Origin of the sequence: Bifidobacterium sp. ESL0763 (assembly GCF_029433395.1) — a bacterium.
Lineage (GTDB): Bacteria > Actinomycetota > Actinomycetes > Actinomycetales > Bifidobacteriaceae > Bifidobacterium.
In genome coordinates this window covers 514,423-535,717 of record NZ_JAQTHW010000002.1, presented here as the reverse complement: position 1 = coordinate 535,717, position 21,295 = coordinate 514,423, and the positions used below count along the sequence as shown (strand labels likewise).

At 66.1% G+C, this 21,295-nt stretch carries 14 protein-coding genes and 1 pseudogene; 1 reads left to right on the top strand and 14 read right to left on the bottom strand.

Annotation, left to right across the window (positions count from 1 at the left end):
- Positions 1-197: 197 nt before the first annotated feature.
- The 9 genes from dop to rpoZ form a co-directional block, all read right to left on the bottom strand.
- Complete coding sequence (gene dop / locus PT282_RS03070; RefSeq protein ID WP_277168106.1) at positions 198-1,970, bottom strand: depupylase/deamidase Dop; 1,773 nt, start codon at positions 1,968-1,970, stop codon at positions 198-200.
- 135 nt (positions 1,971-2,105) lie between these two features.
- Positions 2,106-3,686 carry a proteasome ATPase gene (gene arc / locus PT282_RS03065; protein WP_374114161.1) on the bottom strand — a complete coding sequence of 527 codons (1,581 nt, stop codon included), beginning with the start codon at positions 3,684-3,686 and terminating at the stop codon, positions 2,106-2,108.
- A 234-nt stretch (positions 3,687-3,920) separates the two neighbouring features.
- Positions 3,921-4,775 carry an aldo/keto reductase gene (locus PT282_RS03060; protein ID WP_277168104.1) on the bottom strand — a complete coding sequence of 285 codons (855 nt, stop codon included), beginning with the start codon at positions 4,773-4,775 and terminating at the stop codon, positions 3,921-3,923.
- Between the two features lie 126 nt (positions 4,776-4,901).
- Positions 4,902-5,888: a methionyl-tRNA formyltransferase gene (fmt, locus tag PT282_RS03055; RefSeq protein WP_277168103.1), complete on the bottom strand. Its 987-nt coding sequence runs from the start codon at positions 5,886-5,888 to the stop codon at positions 4,902-4,904.
- A gap of 113 nt (positions 5,889-6,001) precedes the next feature.
- On the bottom strand, positions 6,002-6,709 hold the full coding sequence (locus tag PT282_RS03050) for an HAD family phosphatase (RefSeq protein ID WP_277168102.1): 708 nt from the start codon (positions 6,707-6,709) through the stop codon (positions 6,002-6,004).
- Positions 6,710-7,012: 303 nt separating this feature from the next.
- Positions 7,013-9,787, bottom strand: coding sequence for a hypothetical protein (locus PT282_RS03045; protein ID WP_277168101.1), 2,775 nt, complete (start codon positions 9,785-9,787; stop codon positions 7,013-7,015).
- Between the two features lie 225 nt (positions 9,788-10,012).
- Positions 10,013-11,323 carry a class I SAM-dependent methyltransferase gene (locus tag PT282_RS03040; protein WP_277168100.1) on the bottom strand — a complete coding sequence of 437 codons (1,311 nt, stop codon included), beginning with the start codon at positions 11,321-11,323 and terminating at the stop codon, positions 10,013-10,015.
- A gap of 225 nt (positions 11,324-11,548) precedes the next feature.
- Positions 11,549-12,772, bottom strand: coding sequence for a methionine adenosyltransferase (gene metK / locus PT282_RS03035; protein ID WP_277168099.1), 1,224 nt, complete (start codon positions 12,770-12,772; stop codon positions 11,549-11,551).
- Positions 12,773-12,925: 153 nt separating this feature from the next.
- A complete protein-coding gene (rpoZ, locus tag PT282_RS03030; protein WP_277168098.1) occupies positions 12,926-13,219 on the bottom strand; it encodes a DNA-directed RNA polymerase subunit omega in 294 nt (97 codons plus the stop codon).
- Between the two features lie 167 nt (positions 13,220-13,386).
- Between rpoZ and ilvD the strand changes: the two genes are divergently transcribed.
- Complete coding sequence (gene ilvD, locus PT282_RS03025) at positions 13,387-15,246, top strand: dihydroxy-acid dehydratase (protein ID WP_277168097.1); 1,860 nt, start codon at positions 13,387-13,389, stop codon at positions 15,244-15,246.
- 345 nt (positions 15,247-15,591) lie between these two features.
- Here the strand turns inward: ilvD and gmk are convergent, their stop codons facing one another.
- From gmk to fusA, 5 genes and pseudogenes are all read right to left on the bottom strand, one after another.
- Positions 15,592-16,161, bottom strand: a complete 570-nt coding sequence (gmk, locus tag PT282_RS03020; protein WP_277168918.1) for a guanylate kinase — start codon at positions 16,159-16,161, stop codon at positions 15,592-15,594.
- Positions 16,162-16,422: 261 nt separating this feature from the next.
- Positions 16,423-16,977, bottom strand: a pseudogene (gene nusB / locus PT282_RS03015) (transcription antitermination factor NusB); the annotation flags it as partial.
- A 49-nt stretch (positions 16,978-17,026) separates the two neighbouring features.
- Positions 17,027-17,593 (bottom strand): elongation factor P, encoded by a 567-nt coding sequence (gene efp / locus PT282_RS03010; RefSeq protein WP_277168096.1) that lies wholly within the window; start codon positions 17,591-17,593, stop codon positions 17,027-17,029.
- A gap of 183 nt (positions 17,594-17,776) precedes the next feature.
- A complete protein-coding gene (tuf, locus tag PT282_RS03005) occupies positions 17,777-18,979 on the bottom strand; it encodes an elongation factor Tu (protein WP_277168095.1) in 1,203 nt (400 codons plus the stop codon).
- A gap of 166 nt (positions 18,980-19,145) precedes the next feature.
- Positions 19,146-21,275: an elongation factor G gene (fusA, locus tag PT282_RS03000; protein WP_277168094.1), complete on the bottom strand. Its 2,130-nt coding sequence runs from the start codon at positions 21,273-21,275 to the stop codon at positions 19,146-19,148.
- Between the last annotated feature and the right edge of the window lie 20 nt (positions 21,276-21,295).

Here is a 21,295-nt window from a genome sequence, read left to right as displayed (position 1 = left end):
AACCCATCTATCTGTGGAGAAACGGTATCCGAACGTCGCCAGGATACCGTTTCCACACTCGAAAAACGGTATCAGTGGGAAACCGCATCTGACGGCTGATCAGATGCGGTTTCTTCACGGCACATATCGTGGCTGACGGCTGACGGCAACCGGCAACGCCTACGGGTTTCCGGACCCTACCCTCGGCATCGCACCCCTCATAGCCGGGCGAGACGGGCCAGGGTCCGGGCCGCGGTCTCGCCGAGGCGTTCGGAATCCTTGAGGACCTGCTCGCAACTGGCCTTGTTCCACTTGGCGGCCTCCGAGATGTCCAGGGAAATCAGCCCGTGGCCGGCCGGCGCGATGCGGTTGCCCTCGGCGTCGCTGGCCTTGGCGGAGGCCATGGCATCGCAACCCGCAGCGTCCGTCCTTGCGCCATCGCCATGGCCGGCATCATGACGATCACATTGGCCATCGCTAACCGTTCCGGCATCGCCGATACCGTCTCCGCCGCCGTCATTGCGCACGGTGACATGCGACCACGAGGCCGCCACCACATCGTCGGGAAAACGCCGGATGAGCTCGGCGCGCAGCCATGCCCGCGTGTCCTCCGGCGGCTCGGCCATGGCCCGGCGTATGCGCGCATCGTCTGCATCGCCGTCGTCGTCGCCCTCATCACCGTCAAGACGCTCGGTCTGCGACTCCAGTTTCGCGAAGACCGACCGCGCCGGGTCAAGCGCGGCCCAGCTCAGGTCGAGCGCGGCCAGACGCGGGTCGTCCCATCCCAGATTCGCCTTGCGGCGCAGGCGCTCCATCAGCTGCCACTTGAGCAGCCATTCCAGGCGCCCTGCCGGCTCACGCATCGCCATCCGCTCCTCGTCGCCGGCATGGCGCAGCGCGGCCACGTCGGCGAGCGCCTGCCGCCACATCGCCATGGTCCGCCTGGTCTCCTCGTCGGGCCACAGCGGCTCGCCCTTGCTGTCGGTGTCGTGGAGCGCGGCGGCCAGCGTGTATACGGCGGTCATCAGCCGCACCTCGATCTGCCAAGCGGTGGTGGTGCCGCCGTGTTCGAGTTCGAGGGGCGCGCCGAGCGTGAGGTCGTGCGAGACGCGGTGCATCGCCTCTACCGGATCGAGCAGCCGCAGCTGGTGGAGCAGCCCGTCCAGGTCGAAGCCACCCTCTCCGGCGTGTTCCAGCAGCCAGAGCACCATGCTGGTCGTGCCCAGTTTCAGCGCCTGGGGCACCTCCATGCGGTTGGCGTCGCCGACGATGACGTGCAGCCGCCGCCAGGAGCCGGTGACGTGGGATTCGTCGCGCGCGTTGACGATGGGCCGGTCGAAGGTGGTCTGCAGGCCGATGCGGGCGTGCACGTAGTCCGCCCGTTGGCTCAGCTGGAAGCCTGGCCGCTCGCCGCGCTCCCCCAGGCCGACGCGCCCGGAGCCGGTGAAGATCTGGCGGGCCACGAAATGCAGGGTCATCAGGTCGGCCAGGCGCTCGAAATCGATGGCGCGCAGGGTCGTGTAGTTCTCGTGGGTCCCCCAGCTGGCGCCCTTGCCGTCCACGTTGTTGCGATGCAGGACGATGTGGGCGCCCTCGCGCGCGTTCACCCGACGCGCGGCCTGGAGCATGATGCGGTCGCCGGCGAAGTCGTAGCGCACCGCCGAGAACGGGTCCATGGTCTCAGGCGCGGAATATTCGGGATGGGCGTGGTCGACGTAGACGCGCCCGCCGTTGGGGGCGATGACGTTGACGATCCGGTTCTGCGGCTCGTCGGTGAGCATGTCGGGTCGGGCGCTGGCGCGGGGCAGGCGCATGCCGCGGGCGTCGTTGAGCGGGTCCTCCTGGCGATAGTCCCAGCGGATGTGGCTGGTGCCCGCGCCGGCGGCGCCGCCCACGACCTTGAAGGAGAGTTCGACGGGCTGGTAGCGCCGGCCGTCGTCCGTCGAGACGGCGTACTCCGTCTCCGTGCCCATCATCCTGCGCACACTCATCGCAGCGCTCTCCCCTTCCTGCCGCCGCCATGTTCTATAGCGACACATGTTCTCAATGGACCATACCGGCCCGCGCAATCCGTCCATTCGACCGATTGCCTGCCGACTTACATGGTTACCGATTTGCCTGACTGCCTATTCGACCGGCCTGATCTGCACGGCGTGTCCGCCGGCGACGCCGTTGATCTTCGACCATTGCTCCGGATCGGCGTCGAGCACCGAGTCGCGCGTCTCGTCGAACTCCGCGGCCACGGCCCCGCGCACGCATCCGACGCCGAGCGCGACCTGCCGCCGCTGGGTGATCGAGTCCTTGACGGCACGGGTCTTGGCCCGGTCGACGATGTTCCTGAGCATCGCGCCGCTGACCACGTCGGCCATCGTCACCCGTACGAACCGGCCCTGCGCGTCGCGCACGTCGCAGATATGGCGGCCCTCGCCGGGGTCGTAGACGTCGCCGACCAGGGCCTCGCCGAGGCTGGCCGCGTCCTCGCCATCCTCGTAGGGCAGGTCGTCGGTGAGGTAGTGCGAGACGATCTGCAGGGCCTGCTCGCGGGCGGGGCGGTCGACGCGGATCTTCACGTCGAGTCGTCCGGGGCGCAGCACCGCCGGATCGATCATGTCGACGCGGTTGGAGGCGCCGATGACCATCACGTTGTCGAGGCTCTCCACGCCGTCGAGTTCGGAGAGGAACTGCGGGACGATGGTGGTCTCCACGTCGCTGGAGACGCCGGAGCCGCGGGTGCGCAGCAGGGAGTCCATCTCGTCGATGAAGACGATGACCGGCCTGCCCTCGGCCGCGCGCGACCGCGCTCGCTTGAAGATGAGGCGGATGAGGCGCTCGGACTCGCCGACGAACTTGTTGAGCAGCTCGGGCCCCTTGACCGACAGGAACACGCCGTCGGTGCCCTTGCCGGCCGACAGGGCGTTGGCCACGGCCTTGGCGATGAGCGTCTTGCCGTTGCCCGGAGGTCCGTAGAGCAGCACGCCCTTGGGCGGACGCAGCCCATAGCTGGCAAAGAGGTCGCGGTGCAGGAACGGCAGCTCGACGGCGTCCTTGATCCGTCCGATCTGCTCGTCGAGGCCGCCGATGTCGTCGAAGGTGGCGTCCGGCTTCTGCTCGAGCACCAGGTCGTTGGCGTTCTCGCCCGGCAGTACCTCGAGGGCCACGCTGGTCGCCTCGTCGAGCAGCAGGCGCGAGCCCGGCGCGACCGTGGTGTCGGCGAGCGCCCCGGCGCGGCCGACAAGCCTGACGCTTCCGGATTCGTCGGCGACCAGCAGCCGTCCGTCGTCGAGCGCCTGCTTGACCGTGCGCACCTGGCCGGCGATCGCGAGGCCGCGCTGCTCGACCAGCACCATGTTCTCGTTGAGCAGCACCGTGCGCCCGCCCGCAAGCCTGGAGGCCGGCAGGTCGGCGGCGACGGGCACGATGATGCGGCGGGCGCCGGAGACGACCTCTGCGGTGGCGTGCTGCACGCCGTGCTCGTCGGTGCGGCACGAGTCCACGCGCACCATCGTGGCGAAGGTGAGCGGAGGCCCGGCCAGCTGGCCCAGCTGAGACTTGGCCTTCTGCAGTTCCTTGCCGGCCCGGGTGAGGGCGGCCGCGAGCGCATGGTTCTTCTCGCGCAGCGCGTCGACCTCGCGCGCCCGGCGTTGGATCTCGGTCTCGGGGACGCTCTCCCCCGCCGCCTGCTTCGCCGTTTCGTCACTCGCCGCCATCCGCGCGCCGTCCTGACACTCGCCCATGCACTCCCCCTTCGGCCACACCCGCCAAGGCAAGGCGAATATACCGTGACCATTTTAGGGTGCATGCCCGGATCGCACAACGCGTTTCCCGTCAGGCGATGAACGCCACGGAAAAACGTGTGGCCGCCGGTCCGGGCCCGTCCATGCGTATCGGCATGGGCGGCACCGCGGACCGACGGCCGCACGCCATCGGATGGATGTCCCGGATCAGTCGCCGGCGAGTGGGACGTGGTGGGTGGGTGCCGGGTAGCGCCTGTCGAGCGCGGCGAGGTCCTCGTCGCTCAGCTCGATGCCAGCGGCGGCGATGTTGCCGCGCATGTGTTCGGCGTTGGAGGTCTGCGGGATGGCGAGGGTGTTGCCGTCGCGCGCCGCCCAGGCGACCATCAGCTCGTAGGTGGAGACGCCGTGGCCCGCGGCCACCTCGCGCACCACCGGGTCGGTGAGCATGCTCGTCTTCAGGTCATTGGCGAGGCCGCCTACGGGGCTGTAGGCGATGAGCGGGATGTGGCGCTCGCGCTGCCAGGGCAGCAGGTCGTATTCGATGCCGCGGGCCTCGATGTTATAGAGGTCCTCGTTGGCGGCCACGTTACCGCCGGCCGGCAGCCCGACCAGCTCCCGCATGTCGGGGATGTCGAAGTTGGAGACGCCCCACGCGCGGATCTTGCCGGTGGTGCGCAGGCGGTCGAGCTCGGCGACGGTTTCCTCGAGAGGGATGGAGCCGCGCCAGTGGTAGAGGTAGAGGTCGAGGTAGTCGGTGCCCAGGCGCTTGAGGCTGTCGTCGAGGTGCTGCTCCATCACGGCCTTGGAGGCGTTCTCGGGGCGCACCTTGGAGATCAGGAAAATGTCGCCGCGTTCGAACGGCCGCAGCGCCTCGCCCACGAGCCGCTCCGAGTCGCCGGTGCCGTAGGTCTCGGCGGTGTCGACGGCACGCGCCCCGGCCTCGATGCCCGCGCGGATCGCCGCCAGCTCGTCGTCGTGCCTGGCCGCGTCGCTGCCCATGTGCCATGTGCCGATGCCGACCGCCGGCACCCGCTGCCCCGCGATGTCCAGTTGCTTCATCATTGCCGCCTTTCCCTGGGAACCGTCATCGGCTCCCGTTGTTTGGTTGTTGAGTTGTTTGGTTGCTTACTTATTGGTTATACCGTTCGTATCGCAGTTGCGCAGACCCCGTTATCGGGCCGGCATGCGTCAGTCAGCGAACGCGCCGTCGCCGAGCCGTGCGCCACGCGCCCAGTCGGCGGCCCTCATCGCCTTCTTGCCTTGTGCCTTGACCGTCTCGAGCTCGATCGGTGTGGTGGCGGTGCCCACCCACACATGCTTCTTGCTCACGGCCAATGCTCCCGGTTTCAGGTCCTTCGGTGTCTGCGGATCCGCAGCGTCTGCGGGCCGTGCCTTGAGGATGTGGAACGCCTCGCCGTCGTCGGTTCCGTCGGCCTTCGCCACGCCACCCTGCGGATGCATCGTGCACCATGCGCCGGGTTCGGGCGTGCAGGCGCGGATCTGCCGGTCGGCGGCGAAGACGGGGACGTCGAAACGCACGTGGGCGTCGTCGTGCCCGATCTTGCTGGCGACCTCGTAGGCGCCCTGCGGCTGCTCCTGCGGCACGATCTCGCCGGAGGCCATGGCGGTCAGCGTGGCCGCGAGCAGGCGCGAGCCGTCGTCGGCGAGTTTGGCGAGGACGTCGCCGGAGGTCTCGTGCGCGCCGATCTCGCAGGTGGACTGGGCGAGGATCGGCCCGGTGTCCATGCCACGGGTGAGCCGGAAGACGGTGGCTCCAGTGACGGTGTCGCCGCTCCAGATCGCGCGCTGCACCGGGGCCGCGCCACGCCACTGCGGCAGCAGCGAGAAATGCAGGTTGTACCATCCCATCGGCAGCGCCTCGAGCACGTTTTGGCGCAGGATGTTGCCGTAGGCCACCACGGCCCCGGCCTCGGCGCCGCTGGCCTTGAGCTCTGAGACGAAGGTGGGTTCCTTCGGATCGGATTCCAGCACGGGGATGCCCAGTTCGAGCGCGGCCCGCTTGACCGGGCTCGGCTCCAGCTTCCGGCCGCGGCCCTTCGGCGCATCGGGCCTGGTGAGCGCCGCCACGACCTCGAAATGCTCGGTGTCGCCGGCCAATTGGCGCAGGGCCGGCACGGCGACATCGGGAGTGCCCGCGAAAAGCACCTTCAACATATGCGTTCTCCCTTTCAATGACGGTTCCTCGATCGGTCTTGCCTTGCTCTTCGCGCCTTGGTGCGGCGCCGCATGGCCGATACTCCATGGTAGGCCATCGGCGCCACCAAAATCTAGTGCCGCACGTCCGGAATGGCGACGCCCAGGCCGCGCAGCAGCTCGCGCAGGCGTACGGCGTCATTGAAGCGCACGCCGCGCATGCCCACGGCGTTCGCGCCGACGATGTTCATGGACTTGTCGTCGACGAACAGCGCCGTGCCCGCGTCCACGCCGAACCGATCGAGCGCGAAGCGGAAGATGTCGGCATGCGGCTTGCGCAGCCGCACCTCGCCGGAGACCACGCGCCCGTCCAGGGAGCTGAGGATGGGGTACTGCCGTTCGGCCACGCCGAAGAGTTCCTCGGCCCAGTTCGACAGGCCCCACACGCCGACGCCCGCCGCCCTTAGGTCGGCCAGCAGCACACGCATGCCCCTGATGACGCCGAGCAGCGAGTCCTCGAAGTTCTCGCAATAATAGCGGAACATCGTGGCCCATGGCTCGCCGTGGCTGGCACGGATGTGCCCGACGGCCTGCTCGATGGTGCCGCCCACGTCCATCTCGTCGCTGGCGTCATAGAAACCGGAGACGTCGTTGTCGAGGAAGCGTTCGGTCAGCTCTGCGCTGTAGCGCGGCAGCATCACGGCGGCGGGGTCCCAGTCGACCAGCACGTTGCCGAAGTCGAAGATCACGTCGGTGACCGGCCTGCCCGAGGCCTGCCGCGCCTCGCCTTCCGCCATCACCTCGCCATAGGCCATTTCCGGTTCTCCGGGCCAACCCTTCATGCATCCTCCCATTCGCGGCCTTCACATTCGGCTCCATGGTGTCATGGCGCGCCGACGAGGGGCGCTGCGGGCGGCTGAGGAGACAACGTTGGCTGCGTCTCGGAACGTCGCCACTGGAAAAACGGCATCATTGCCATTACACCGGATGATGAAGACCGTCGGGCATACGGCAATCGCACAGGCCCATCTGCCCTGGAAAGCCGATTCCCTACCGGCCGAGGCGCCAGACAAGTATCCTTCCTCAGACAGGCCCAATCGATTCGGACGCACGAAGGAATGCCATCTAAACCAGACCCCAATGACTCAGGTGAGGTCCTTAGGGTCGAGCTGGAAGCGCAGTTCGCCGGGCGTGCGCGTGGCGACGTGGCGGGCCACCTCGACGTGCAGTCGCCGCGCCAGCTCCGCGCGCCTGGCCTGCGGCACACGCACCACGGCCTTCACCCGGTCGCGGGTGGCCTCGAGCTCACGGGCGTCCACCGTCCTCGGCTGCGCGATCGGCACCGGCCCGAGCACCGCGGGCAGCTCGTCGTCGCCCACCCCCACGGTCGACCAATCGTCGTCGGCGGCGCCGATGGCGTGCAGCGTGGCCATCACCGCGTCGCGTCGTCCCCACACGCAGGCCACCGCGTAGACCGGCGAAAGCCCCGTCTCGGCGCGCTCGTCGAGCTCCCTGGCGGCGAGGATCCTGGAATCCCAGTCCACCAGCGAGCGCGCGATCACCGGGTCGGTCTCGCCAAGCAACAGCACCTGCCCGCCTTCCGAGCGCCGCATGCACAGCGAGGCCGCGCGCATCCAGGCGGTCAGCGCATCGATCCTCGCGTCGACCCCGGGGGCGTAGAGGCTCGTCCACGCGTCCAGGATCGCCACGGAGCGGTAGCCGGCGAACGTGCCGTCCTCCCCTTTGACGCGGGGCTCGGCGCCCGGGGTGGCGATCACGATCATCGGGCGCGAGGGTACGACCTCGACGATGCCATTGGGCTGGCTCGGGCTGGAAAGCACCATGGGGATATTATGGAAGAGCCGCTGCAGCTGGCCGGCCGTACCGGCGGCTCCCACGCGCACCACCCGCATCCGCGTGCCGCCGCACTGCGGGCAGCGCCAATGGGTGACGGGCGCCCCGCACCAGCGGCAGCGCGCCTTCTCGCCGCGTACCTGCTGCAGCGGGCCGGTGCAGCGCGGGCAGCGGGCCTGGCGGTGGCAGCGCGCGCAGCTCAAGACCTCGGCGATGCCGTCGCGCGGGATGGAGAAGAGAATGGGGCCGTGTTCCAGGGCCTGGGAGAGGATGCGCACGGCGATATGCGGCACGCGCGCGCCGATGCTCGGGTCGGCCAGGCGCGCCAGCTCGTCGCGGTTGAGCCACCGCACCCACGGGGCCCGTTCGCCCACCACCGCGGGCAGCGGATGCACCGGGGTGGAGAAGCCGCTCACCGGCGTCTCGCAGACCTCGGGCCGGTACGCCGGTTCGATGGGGAACCCGGAGGCGCCATCCGCCCCTGCTTGTGTTCCGACGGCGTCACCGTTCGCCGACGATCCCGTGGCGCACGGCTTAAGCGGGTAGGTCTCGCCGGTCTCCAAAATGGGTTCCTGCCGGGCGTCGGCGGAAACGAATACCGGCTGACTATGGGCGTCAGCCATGGAGCCGACTGCACCGGAAACGGAATCGACGCCGGCATCGGCGCCAGACCCCGCGACGGCGATCTTGTGTGTTGCCCCATCATCGACAGAGGACATCGCGTTCTTGCCGATGTCAGCGGCCATGGCGGCCACGTTCCCTATAGTGTTCACGAAAGAGGACGCTACGTTCTTGCCTGCGCCGGCAGCTGGAACTGTGGCATTCTCCGCCGACCGAGCCACATCGTCGATCGGTCCTCCAGCCTCATGGACCCCACCGCCAATCGGCGGCATGGTATCGCTGGCGCCATACTTCGCATCGGCAACCGGTGCCGAATCGTCTTGGAAACCGCCACGGCGATCGGAGCCACCGGCGGTTCCGGCATGGGCGCTGACCTCCCACTCGCTGATGGCGCTGCGGGCGTTGGCGAACGCCACGAACGCGCCGCCATGGGCCTTGGATCGCAGGCGCAGCACTCCCCTGGCCGCGGCGTAGGGCATCATCCCGTCGGCGTTCTGATAGGCCACGTCGTCGACGATGGCGAACAGGCCGGGCCCCTCCACCGGCGCGTACATCGCCGCCCTCGTGCCGATGACGCAGCGCACCTGCCCACTGGCCGCCGCCAGGTACGAGCGGTAGCGTTCCGCCGGGGCCATCGCTGCGGCCAGCAAGGCGAAATCGCCGTCGAAGCCGCCGTGGGTGGCGGCGGTCTTCCTGAAAGGTCTCAGGCCGAAGGACGTCAGCGCCCGGGCCACATCGCGCACCTCGCGCATGGTGGGCAGCACCAGCACCGCCGTCCGCCCGGCGTCGAGCGACCGGCACGCCATCCATGCCAGGTCACGCGCCCACACGCCCGCGCCCGGAAGCGCGTCGACGACGAACGAGGCGAACCCGCCGCCCTGCAAGGCGTCGCGCAGCGCCGGCACGTTGTCGTAGCTGGCCAGCATATGGCTCTCGGCCTCGTCGAGCGCCCGTTCGTCGAGGCTCACCCGCCCACGGCTGCCCTGCCACGATCCGGACATCGCCAGCCGCTGCTCCTTGTCGATGCGGGCGACGCGCGGGGGCACGGCCAGGCGCAGGATGTTGGCCGGGGTGCCGCCGTAGGCCTGCGCGACCAGCGTGATGTCGCGGCGCATCGAGGCGCTCACCAGCACCTCGGGGGTCACCACCCGTTCGAGGTAACGCAGCGACGAGGCGGCCGTATGGCTTTCGGCCACGCGGGCCCAGATGATGCCGTTGACCAGCCGGCCACCGAAGCGCACGCGCACCATCACGCCGGGCAGAGCGGTCTCGTCGTATTTGGCGTCGATCAGGTAGTCGAAGGTCTGCCCCAGGTGGGCCGCCTGCACGTCGAGGACCACCTGCGCCACCGGATCGTGCGCCGCCGGGGCATGGGTGGCCCGTTTGCGGCGCTTGCGCGGGGCCAGACCCGCGAGCGCCAGCTGTTCGGCCTGCGGTTCGCTCATGGTTCAATGATAACGTGGGCTCACATTTTTTCGGCGCCCGAAAATTCTGTGAGTCAAACGAACATTCTTCCGTGAGCATAAACCGCACCATTGCAACGTTTTGAGCCTTTGTCCACAAGAAAATGTTCGTTTGTGGCTCACATTTTTTAAGGCGCCTCAAAAAATGTGAGCCACTGCCAAATACAAAAGGCGCCACGGCCTCGGCCGTGGCGCCTTTCATCCTCCTCAGGCCTTGGTGGGAAGGACCTCGGAGTTCTCGACCCACCACGGACGCAGCGGATAGGTGTCGGTCATGGTCTGCGAGTCCGGACGCACGCAGAGGAACTGGTGGATCTGGATGTTGTTGAGCTCGAAGTTCAGGGCGCAGCCGGCCATGTAGAGGCCCCACAGGCGCGCCTTGGGCTCGCCCATCAGCTCGACGGCGCGGTCCCAGCCGGCCACCAGGTTCTTGTTCCAGTTGTGCAGCGTGAGGGCGTAGTGCTGGCGCAGGTTCTCCTGGCCGACGACCTCGAAGCCGGTGTCCTGGATGACGGTCTCGATCTCGCCCGGGGAGGCCAGCTGGCCGTCGGGGAAGATGTAGCGGTCGATGAACTCGCCGGCGGACTTGCCGGTCATGGAGTTGACGCGGGTGATCTGGTGGTTCAGCAGGCGGCCGTTGGGCTTGAGCTTGTCGAAGATCTCCTTGAAGTAGGAGGGATAGTGCTTGAAGCCGACGTGCTCCATCATGCCGATCGAGCAGATGCCGTCGAAGTCGCCCTCGGGCACGTCGCGATAGTCCATCTGGCGCACCTCGGCGAGGTCCTCGAGGCCTTCTCGCTTGATCCATTCCTGTGCCCACTTGACCTGTTCTCCGGCCAGGGTGACGCCGAGGACCTTGATGCCGCGCTGGGCGGCGCGGATCTCCATGGAGCCCCAGCCACAGCCGATGTCCAGGAGGCGGTCGCCGGGCTTGAGGTTGAGCTTGTCGAGCACGAGGTCGAGCTTGCGCCATTCGGCGTCCTCGAGCGAGTCCTCCGGGGTGTCGAACACGCCGCAGGTGTAGGTCATCGAGGAGCCCAGGAAGATGCGGTAGAACTCGTTGGACTGGTCGTAGTGGTAGCTCACCGTGGCGGAGTCGCCGGCCTTCGAGTGAGGCAGCAGGCCCTCGGTGCGGCGCTTCCAGCGGCTCGGGCCCTCGATGGAGGGAGCCTCGGGGTGGCGGATGCCGTGCGAATAGACAGACGCGACGATGCGGGCCAGGTCGGCCGGGCTCGGCTTCTTCGTCTCGGGCTTCAGGGCGGTCAGCTCCTTGAAGACCTCGTAGGGGTCGCCGGGGATGAGCTCCGGCGAGGAGATGTCGCCCTGCAGGTAGGCGCGCGCCAGGCCCAGGTCATTGGGATGGTCGACCATGTAGTAGACCGCGCGGGAGTTGTTCACCGTGATGTGCAGGGGGGCGTCCTTGGGCCCGAACGACGACCCGTCGAACGCCGAGATGTTGATCTTCCCGCTGTCATTCAAAAACTTGCCAACCATATCGGCTACGGTCATAGTGGCCATGCGCAACCTCCAAAACATGTGCATTTTCTTAACGCAAATCACACTCAGCCTATTGTCCGGTTCCGACACCTGAGCGTTTTTGCGTGGCGCGAAATTCCTCGGTGGGACGGCGTGCGCCGACGCGCGTCGGCACCGTCGCGACGCGTGCCGGAGAGACGAAACGGGCCGCGTCGCACGGCGATCGTCGTGCGACGCGGCCCGAAGCCGAAAGCGGAAAAACCGGGGTCAGCCCTTGGCGATGGCCGCCTTGAGCTCGTCGACCTTGTCGGTGGCCTCCCAGGTGAAGTCCGGGTCGGTGCGGCCGAAGTGGCCGTAGGCGGCGGTCTTCAGGTAGATCGGGCGCAGCAGGTCGAGCTCGTCGATGATGGCGGCCGGACGCAGGTCGAAGACCTCGCGCACGGCGGCCTGGATCTGCTCGCGGGTCACCCCGCCGATCTCGGTGCCGAAGGTGTTGACGTTGACGCTCACCGGGTCGGCGACGCCGATGGCGTAGGCCACCTGCACCTCGACCTTGTGGGCCAGGCCGGCGGCGACGATGTTCTTGGCCACCCAGCGCGTGGCGTAGGCCGCGGAACGGTCGACCTTGCTCGGGTCCTTGCCGGAGAAGGCGCCGCCGCCGTGGTGGGCCGCGCCGCCGTAGGTGTCGACGATGATCTTGCGGCCGGTCAGGCCCGCGTCCGCGGCGGGGCCGCCGAGCACGAAGGAACCGGTCGGGTTGACCAGGATGCGGTAGTCATCATGCTTGATCCTCTCGCCGCAGACCTCGGCGAGCACCGGCTCGATGACGTGCTCGCGCAGCTGCGGCAGCAGCCAGTCGTGGTCGACGTCCGGGTCGTGCTGGGTGGAGACGAGCACCGTGTCGACGCGCACGGGCCGGTCGTCATCGTCGTATTCGATGGTGACCTGGGTCTTGCCGTCCGGGCGCAGGTGCGGGACGATGCCCTGCTTGCGCACCTGGGCCAGGCGGTAGGCCAGGCGGTGCGAGAGGTAGATTGGCAGCGGCATCAGCACGTCGGTCTCGTCGCAGGCGTAGCCGAACATGATGCCCTGGTCGCCGGCGCCCTGGGCCTCGTAGCGCTCCTCGCGCGAGACCTCGCTCTCCTGCTCGGCGTTGAGACGCGCCACGCCCTGGTTGATCTCGGCGCTCTGCTCGGTCAGCGAGACGAGCACGCCGCAGGAATCGGCGTCGAGGCCCACCTCGGAGGAGGTGTAGCCGATGTTCTTGACGACATCGCGCACGATGCGCTGGATGTCGGTGTAGCCGGAGCTGGTCACCTCGCCGAAGACGAGGAACTGTCCGATGGCGGCCGACGTCTCGACGGCCACGTGGGAATGGGGATCCTGGCGCAGCATGTCGTCGAGGATCGCATCTGAAATCTGATCGCAGACCTTGTCGGGATGCCCTTCGGTAACCGATTCGGCGGAAATGAGATGACGTTCTTTGGTCACAATGGACTTCTTTCTTCCATGCCAGAGCCCTGAGGGCCGACGTGTATACATACAGCCGGTCATCTTACGCGCACGCCTGTATCGAAACATGCACCAGGAAACGAAAAGGCCCGGCCCCTTCCGGGAACCGGACCCATGCGCCCGAAGGCAAAATCAGTTGAGGCCGCCCTCGCTCGGATCGTCCTCGCCGAGCGTCTCCTCCAGCAGGCCCTCGTTGATCTCGCGGAAGGCGATCGACAGGGGCTTCTCCTGGTTCTGGTACTCGACCAGCGGGCCGACGTTCTGCAGCAGACCCTCGTTGAGCTGGGTGAAGTACGAGTTGATCTGACGGGCACGCTTCGCGGCGAAGATCGAAAGCGAATACTTGTTGTGCTCGCTCTTCTCCATCAGCTGGTCGATCGTCGGATCGGCAAGACCGCTCGGTGTGGGCTCGGTGCCAAATGCCATATCGTTTGCTCCCTCAAGAAGAATAAAGCTTTCCAAAGTCTTCATTATACGCCGACACCGTGATTTTCACGCCCCTTGGACTCCGGGACCACGAAATTGCCCGGAAAGCGTTCATTATGCGGTCGAAACGCCTCGGACGCCACACAAACCCACGTATATATTGGACCATGCAAATGCGCTCACACAATATCATGACCGGCCGCATGTTCGCCGGTGCCCGAGCACTCTATCGCGCCGCAGGCGTGCCAGGGGACGACTTGGGCAGGAAACCCATCGTCGCCATCGCCAACTCGTTCTCCGAGTTCGTGCCCGGCCACGTCCACCTCAACAAGGTCGGACGTCTGGTATCCGAGGCCGTGCGCGAGGCGGGCGGCATCCCCCGCGAGTTCAACACAATCGCCGTCGACGACGGCATCGCCATGGGCCACACGGGCATGCTCTACTCGCTGCCGAGCCGCGACATCATCGCCGACGCCATCGAGTACTCCGTCAACGCCCACTGCGCCGACGCCCTGATCTGCATCTCCAACTGCGACAAGATCACCCCCGGCATGCTCATGGCCGCGCTGAGGCTCAACATCCCCACCATCTTCGTCTCCGGCGGCCCCATGGAGGCCGGCTCGACCACGCTGTCCAACGGCAAGACCGAGACCACCGACCTCATCGACGTGATGTACGCCTCCGCCGACGACAACGTCTCCGACGCCGACCTGCTGGCCTTCGAGAAGACCGTATGCCCCACCTGCGGCTCCTGCGCCGGCATGTTCACCGCCAACTCGATGAACTGCCTGACCGAGGCGCTCGGCCTGGCCCTGCCCGGCAACGGCACCACGCTCGCCTCACACGGCTACCGCAAGCAGCTTTTCGAGCGGGCCGGCAAGATGATCGTCGATCTGGCCAAGCGCTACTACGACGATGACGACGAGAGCGTGCTGCCGCGCGCCATCGCCACCAAGCACGCCTTCGAGAACGCCATGACCATGGACGTGGCCATGGGCGGCTCCACCAACACCGTGCTGCACATCCTCGCCGCCGCGCAGAGCGCCGACGTCGACTTCACCCTCGACGACATCGAACGCATCAGCCACACCGTGCCCTGCATCTGCAAGGCCAGCCCCTCCGGCGACTGGGAGATCTCCGACGTGCACCGCGCCGGCGGCATCTGCGGCATTCTGGGCGAGCTCGACCGCGCCGGCAAGCTCAACCAGGACGTGCATTCCGTCGACTATCCCACGCTTCAGGCCAAGCTCGACGACTGGGACATCATGCGCCCCACCTGCCTCGAGAAGGCCAAGGAACTCTACCGCGCCGCACCGGGGCACATCAAGTCCCCCGAGCCGTTCACCCACGAGACCCTCGCCGACTCGCTCGACACCGACCGCGTCAACGGCGCCATCCACGACATCGACCATCCGGCCGTCAAGGAAGGCGGCCTCGCCATCCTGCGCGGCAACCTCGCCCCCGACGGCTGCGTCGTCAAGACCGCGGGCGTGCCCGAGAACATCTGGAAGTTCCGCGGGCCGGCCCACATCGTCGAATCCCAGGAGCAGGCCGTCGAGGTCATCCTCGGCGACAAGCTCAAGAAGGGCGAGGCGCTGGTCATCCGCTACGAGGGACCCAAGGGCGGCCCGGGCATGCAGGAGATGCTCTACCCCACCTCGTTCGTCAAGGGCAAGGGCATCGGCCGCGACGTCGCGCTGATCACCGACGGCCGCTACTCCGGCGGCTCATCGGGCCTGGCGATCGGCCACGTCGCCCCCGAAGCGGCCAACAAGGGCCCGATCGCCCTGATCCGCGATGGCGACATGATCGACATCGACATCCCCAACCGCACCATCGACGTTGAATTGACGCCTGAGCAGTTCGCGGCTCGTCGCAAGGAGCTCGAAGCCGGAGACGGGTATGTGGCGCATCGCGACAGGAAGGTGTCGCTGGCGTTGAAGGCCTATGCGGCGTTTGCACGGTCGGCTGACAAGGGGGCTACTAGGGATCCGGAGCTGATTAATAAGCTCTCTGGTCTTCAGTGATTCCACTGCCCTACCGTGGAGGGGCTGAATAAACTTTTCTGGGACGCTCTGAGCTGAGCCGTTGAGTGTGAAGCCCTGTGGGCTTCACATAGGCGCAGTGAGCGCGATGTATCGAGCGTGAAGGCAAAATCCTTGGATTTTGCTCGGCCAAGTCTTACGCCCAGAAAAATTTATTCTGCCCCTCCACTACGTTGCGATGTGAACGCCACTTTATGCGTTTGTTGCGCTGTAAATGTTGCGTTATTCGTGGGAGGCGGCGCCTCTTGTCATTTTTTGGAGGGGATATTTTTTGGGCCATGGCATTTAGCCATGGCCCAAAAATTTAAAGACAGTCGGGAACGGACTCTAATCCGCGATGCCGTACTCTTTGGCAATGACCTGCCAAAGGTCATTGGCGGCCTGGTCTACCTTGTCGTTGACGATCTTGACGTCGAATTCGGGTTCGGCGGCCAGCTCGACCTTGGCGGTCTCCAGGCGCTTGGCGCGCTGCTCCTCGTTTTCGGTGCCACGGCCGACCAGGCGCTTCACCAGCTCGTCGTAGCTCGGCGGGGCGATGAAGACGGAGACGATCTCGAGGTTGAGCTCGGCGGCGCGCTGCTTGACGCGGCGGGCGCCCTGCAGATCGATCTCCAGGATGGTGGGGATGTTCCGGGCCAGGTGGTCGAGCACCGGCTGCAGCGGCGTGCCATAGCGGGCCATGCCGTGCACGACGGCGGTCTCGAGGAACCAGCCCCGCTTCTCACGCTCGACGAACTCGTCTTCGCTCATGAACCAGTAGTTTTTGCCGTTGACCTCGCCCGGACGCGGGTCACGGGTGGTGCCGGATACGGACACCCAGATCTCGGGATGCCGCTCGAGCAGCGCCGCCTCGACGGTGCCCTTGCCCACGGCGGTCGGGCCGGTCAGCACGATCAGACGGCCCTTGTGCGCCGGATCTTCCGCTTCGGTCGCGCCGCTCGCTTCGGACCCGTTTTCGGCAACGCTCGTTCGGGCAACGTTGGTTGCGGATTTGTCGGCTTCTTCCGCGCCATCGGCGTCGTTCACATCGGTGGCGTCATTGGAGGTCCCGGCGTTGCCGTCATCATTGGCCTCGTCGGTATCACCGGCAACGGTCTCCACGTTTTCGGCCTGTCCAGATGTATCAGACTCGGCCCCGGCCTGATCTCCGGAGACAGCGGCATCGGACTCGTCATCCATGCCCTTGCCGTCGCCGTGGCCGCTGACGCCGCCGGAGACCAGGAATCCCGGAGCCGTGGGCGAGGCCAGCCTGCGCTTCTCGGCCTCGGCCTGCTCGCGGCGCCTGCGCTCCTCGGCGATGGCGGCGAACACCTCGTCCTTGTGGTCGGACACGGCGCTCAGCAGGCCATGGATGAAGGAGGGCGAGTCGTCGTCGCTCAGGGTCTTGGCCAGGCCGAGCGCCTCGTCGATGGCCACCTTGTCGGGCACGTCGTCGCCGAAGAGCATCTCCCAGACGGCGATGCGCAGGATGTTCCTGTCGACCACGGCCATGCGCCTCACGCTCCACTTGGTGGAGTATTCGTCGAGCGCGCGGTCGATGTCGTCGCGATGCTCGGCGACCCCGTGCACGATGCGCACCGCGTAATCGGGCAAGGGCGTCTGCGCGCCGGGTTGCGCGAGGCGTTCGGCGAGCAGGGACTCGATGTCCTGCCCCTTCTCGTCCGCCTCGTACAACGTGTTCAAAGCCCTCTTGCGAGCGGTGGAACGTGCCATGGATGAATACCTCTCAGTCGGTCGAAGTCAGCAGTGTGGACGCTTGCGCTCAGTTGTTCTCGCGACCGAGGTAGGAGCCGTCCCTGGTGTCGACCTTGACCTTCTCGCCCTCGCCGACGAAGAGCGGCACCTGGATCTCGGCGCCGGTCTCGACGGTGGCCGGCTTGGTGCCGGCGTTGGAGCGGTTGCCCTGCAGGCCCGGCTCGGTGTGGGTGACCTCGAGGATGACGGAGGCCGGCAGCTCGACGCTCAGCGGCGTGCCGTCGTGGAAGCTGACGATGCAGTCGGTGCCCTCGAGCAGGTACTTGGACTGCTCGCCGACCAGGGTCTTCGGGATGTTGAACTGGTCGTAGGTGGTCATGTCCATGAAGACGAAGCTCTCGCCGTCGTCATAGGAGTACTGCAGGTTGCGGTTGTCGACGGTCTCGAACTCCATCTTCATACCCGCGTTGAACGTCCTGTCGACGATCTTGCCGGAGAGCACGTTCTTGATGGTGGTGCGCACGAAAGCCGGGCCCTTGCCGGGCTTGACGTGCTGGAATTTCGTGACGGTCCACAGTTGACCGTCCAGATTCAGGACCGAACCGTTCTTGATGTCATTGCTTGTTTGTGCCACGTCTCGTCACCTTAGTTTTCAATGTTTCAAACGACTTGCATTCCATAAAATGCCTCAGTAATTATGCCACATGCGCTGTACACCGCCGCGGCCCGCCGTCGCGGCCGTACAACGGGAATGTCCCCCGCACCAATCGATGCGGAGGACATTCGGCTAAGTAAATCTACGGCTTACGCCTTAGAACTACTCGATCACCTTGGTGACACGGCCTGAGCCGACGGTGTGGCCGCCTTCGCGAACCGCGAAGGTCAGGCCCTCCTCCATGGCGACGGGCTGGATGAGCTCGACGGTGAAGGTGGCGTGGTCGCCGGGCTGGACCATCTCGACGCCGTCAGGCAGCGTGATGACGCCGGTGACGTCGGTGGTGCGGAAGTAGAACTGCGGACGGTAGTTCGAGAAGAACGGCGAATGACGGCCGCCCTCGTCCTTGGTCAGCACGTAGACTTCGCCCTCGAACTTGTGGTGCGGAGTCACGGTGCCGGGCTTGGCCACGACCTGGCCACGCTCGACGTCGTCACGGTTGATGCCGCGCAGCAGCAGACCGGTGTTGTCGCCGGCCTCGCACTCGTCCATCTGCTTGTGGAAGGTCTCGATGGAGGTGACGGTGGTGGTCTGGGTCGGACGGATGCCGACGATCTCGGCCGGGGCGTTGACCGGGATGCGGCCACGCTCGACACGGCCGGTCACCACGGTGCCACGGCCGGAGATGGTGAAGACGTCCTCGATGGGCATCAGGAACGGCTTGTCCAGATCGTGGACAGGGGTCGGGATGTAGTCGTCGACGGCATCCATGAGGTCCTTGACCGTCTGGACCCACTTGTCGTGGTCCGGAGCGTCATCGTGCAGGGCGCCGTAGGCGGAGGTGCGGATGACCGGGCAGTCACGATCGAAGCCGTTCTCATCGAGGAGGTCACGGACCTCTTCCTCGACGAGCTCGATGAGCTCCTCGTCCTCGACCATGTCGCACTTGTTGAGCGCGACGAGGATCTTCGGGACGCCGACCTGGCGGGCGAGCAGGACGTGCTCGCGGGTCTGGGCCATGGGGCCGTCGGTGGCGGCGACCACGAGGATCGCGCCATCCATCTGGGCGGCGCCGGTGATCATGTTCTTCACGAAGTCGGCGTGGCCGGGGCAGTCCACGTGAGCATAGTGACGCTTCTCGGTCTGATACTCGATGTGGGCGATGTTGATGGTGATGCCGCGCTGCTTCTCTTCGGGAGCGGCGTCGATCTGCTCGAAGTCATACTCCGGGTTGAGGTCGGGGTACTCCGCGTGCAGCACCTTGGAGATGGCCGCGGTCAGGGTCGTCTTGCCGTGATCGACGTGGCCAATAGTACCGATGTTGACGTGCGGCTTGGTCCGCTCGTACTTTTCCTTTTCTGCCATTGCTTGTCCTCCTGGACGTTTCGTAGTTAGCCCGTGCCCAACAGCACGGGCACTCGCTACAATTTACTGGGTTTCTGGGTTACCTGCCACATAAGTGCCCTAACCCAGTCAGCGCTAGAAAATAGTAACGCTGACTGGAGACAGGACACGCCTTGTGGCGAAGCGATCACTCGCCGCGCTGGGCCTTGATGATCTCCTCGGAGACTGCCTTCGGCACCTCCGCATAGGAATCCATCTGCATGGTGAACATCGCGCGGCCCTGGGTCTTGGAGCGCAGGTCGCCGATGTAGCCGAACATCTCGCTAAGCGGGACCTTGGCCTCGATGACCTTGACGCCGGTGGAATCCTTCATCTCCTGGATGCTGCCACGGCGGGAGTTGATGTCGCCCATGACGTCGCCCATGTACTCCTCGGGAGTACGCACCTCGACGGCCATGATCGGCTCGAGGATGACGGGCTTGGCCTTCGGAGCGGCGGTCTTGAACGCCATGGAACCGGCAATCTTGAACGCGAGCTCGGAGGAGTCGACGTCGTGGATCTGGCCGTCGGTGACGGTCGCCTTGACGCCCACCACCGGGAAGCCGGCGAGGATGCCGGACTCCATGGCCTCCTGCACGCCAGCATCGATCGAAGGAATGAATTCCTTGGTGATGTGGCCGCCGGTGACCTCGTTCTCGAACTCGTAGTCCTTGCCCTCCTCGGGGGCGATGGGCTCGAAGTTCATCAGGACCTTCGCGAACTGGCCGGAACCACCCGTCTGCTTCTTGTGGGTGTATTCCTGGTTCATGACGGCCTTGCGGATGGTCTCGCGGTAGGCGACCTGCGGGTTGCCCACGTTGCACTCCACCTTGAACTCACGGCGCATGCGGTCGACGATGATGTCGAGCTGGAGCTCGCCCATGCCGCTGATCAGCGTCTGGCCGCTCTCCTCGTCGGTCTTGACCTGGAAGGTCGGATCCTCGTCGGCGAGCTTCGCCAGCGCGATCGACATCTTCTCCTGGTCGGCCTTGGTCTTCGGCTCCACGGCGACCTCGATCACCGGGTCGGGGAAGGTCATGGACTCCAGGGAAATCGGGGCCTTCTCGTCGCACAGCGTGTCGCCGGTGGAGACGTTCTTCAGACCCACGAGGGTGTAGATGTTGCCGGCTTCGGCGGCGTCGACCGGGTTCTCCTTGTCGGCGTGCATCTGGAAGATCTTGCCGACGCGCTCCTTCTTGTCCTTGGTGGAGTCGAGCACGGTGTCGCCGGGCTTGATGGCGCCGGAGTAGACACGCACGAACACGAGCTTGCCATAGAAGGGGTGGGTCGAGATCTTGAAGACCAGGGCGGCGAAGGGGTCGTCCATGGTCGGCTTGCGGTCGATCTCCTTGGACTCGTCACCGGGCTCGAAGCCGACGATGGCGGGGACGTCCTCGGGGCTGGGCAGATAGTCGACCACCGCGTCGAGCAGCGGCTGGATGCCCTTGTCCTTGAAGGCGGAGCCGCACAGCACCGGGTAGGCCTTGCGGTCGATGGTGAGCTTGCGGATGCCCGCGCGGATCTCGTCGTCGGTCATCTCGCCGGACTCGAGGTACTTCTCCATGAGGTCGTCGTCCGACTCGGCCACCTGGTCGAGCAGGGTCTCGCGGTATTCCGCGGCCTTGTCCTTGAGGTCGTCGGGGATGTCGACGACGTCGTAGTGGGCGCCCAGATCGCTGGTGACGTCCTTCCAGACGTACGCCTTCATGCGGATCAGGTCGACCATGCCGACGAAGTCGTTCTCGGCGCCGATCGGCAGCTGCACGACCAGCGGGGTCGCGCCCAGCTTCTTCTTGATGGTGTCGACGGAATAGTAGAAGTCGGCGCCGAGCTTGTCCATCTTGTTGATGAAGCAGATGCGCGGCACGCCGTACTTGTCGGCCTGGCGCCACACGGTCTCGCTCTGGGGCTCCACGCCTTCCTTGCCGTCGAAGACGGCGACGGCGCCATCGAGCACGCGCAGCGAGCGCTCCACCTCGGCCGTGAAGTCCACGTGGCCGGGGGTGTCGATGATGTTGATCTGGAACTTCTTGTCGGGATCATGGGTCTGGCGGTTCCAGAAGCAGGTCGTCGCGGCGGACTGGATGGTGATGCCGCGTTCCTTCTCCTGGGCCATGAAGTCCATGGTCGAGGCGCCCTCATGCGTCTCGCCGATCTTGTAGTTCTTGCCGGTGTAGAACAGGATACGTTCCGTCGCGGTGGTCTTGCCGGCATCAATGTGGGCCATGATGCCGATGTTACGGACCTCATTGAGGTCGCTGAGCACATCGAGTGCCATAGATTGTCCTTACCTAACTC

Excerpts from the sequence above, each read along its gene's own strand:
- arc (WP_374114161.1), bottom strand. The coding sequence starts at position 3,686 with ATGGCGGCGAGTGACGAAACGGCGAAGCAGGCGGCGGGGGAGAGCGTC.
- PT282_RS03060 (WP_277168104.1), bottom strand. The coding sequence starts at position 4,775 with ATGATGAAGCAACTGGACATCGCGGGGCAGCGGGTGCCGGCGGTCGGC.
- fmt (WP_277168103.1), bottom strand. The coding sequence starts at position 5,888 with ATGTTGAAGGTGCTTTTCGCGGGCACTCCCGATGTCGCCGTGCCGGCC.
- rpoZ (WP_277168098.1), bottom strand. The coding sequence starts at position 13,219 with ATGGCATTTGGCACCGAGCCCACACCGAGCGGTCTTGCCGATCCGACG.
- PT282_RS03045 (WP_277168101.1), bottom strand. The coding sequence starts at position 9,787 with ATGAGCGAACCGCAGGCCGAACAGCTGGCGCTCGCGGGTCTGGCCCCG.
- fusA (WP_277168094.1), bottom strand. The coding sequence starts at position 21,275 with ATGGCACTCGATGTGCTCAGCGACCTCAATGAGGTCCGTAACATCGGC.
- PT282_RS03040 (WP_277168100.1), bottom strand. The coding sequence starts at position 11,323 with ATGGCCACTATGACCGTAGCCGATATGGTTGGCAAGTTTTTGAATGAC.
- dop (WP_277168106.1), bottom strand. The coding sequence starts at position 1,970 with ATGAGTGTGCGCAGGATGATGGGCACGGAGACGGAGTACGCCGTCTCG.
- tuf (WP_277168095.1), bottom strand. The coding sequence starts at position 18,979 with ATGGCAGAAAAGGAAAAGTACGAGCGGACCAAGCCGCACGTCAACATC.
- ilvD (WP_277168097.1), top strand. The coding sequence starts at position 13,387 with ATGCAAATGCGCTCACACAATATCATGACCGGCCGCATGTTCGCCGGT.
- PT282_RS03050 (WP_277168102.1), bottom strand. The coding sequence starts at position 6,709 with ATGAAGGGTTGGCCCGGAGAACCGGAAATGGCCTATGGCGAGGTGATG.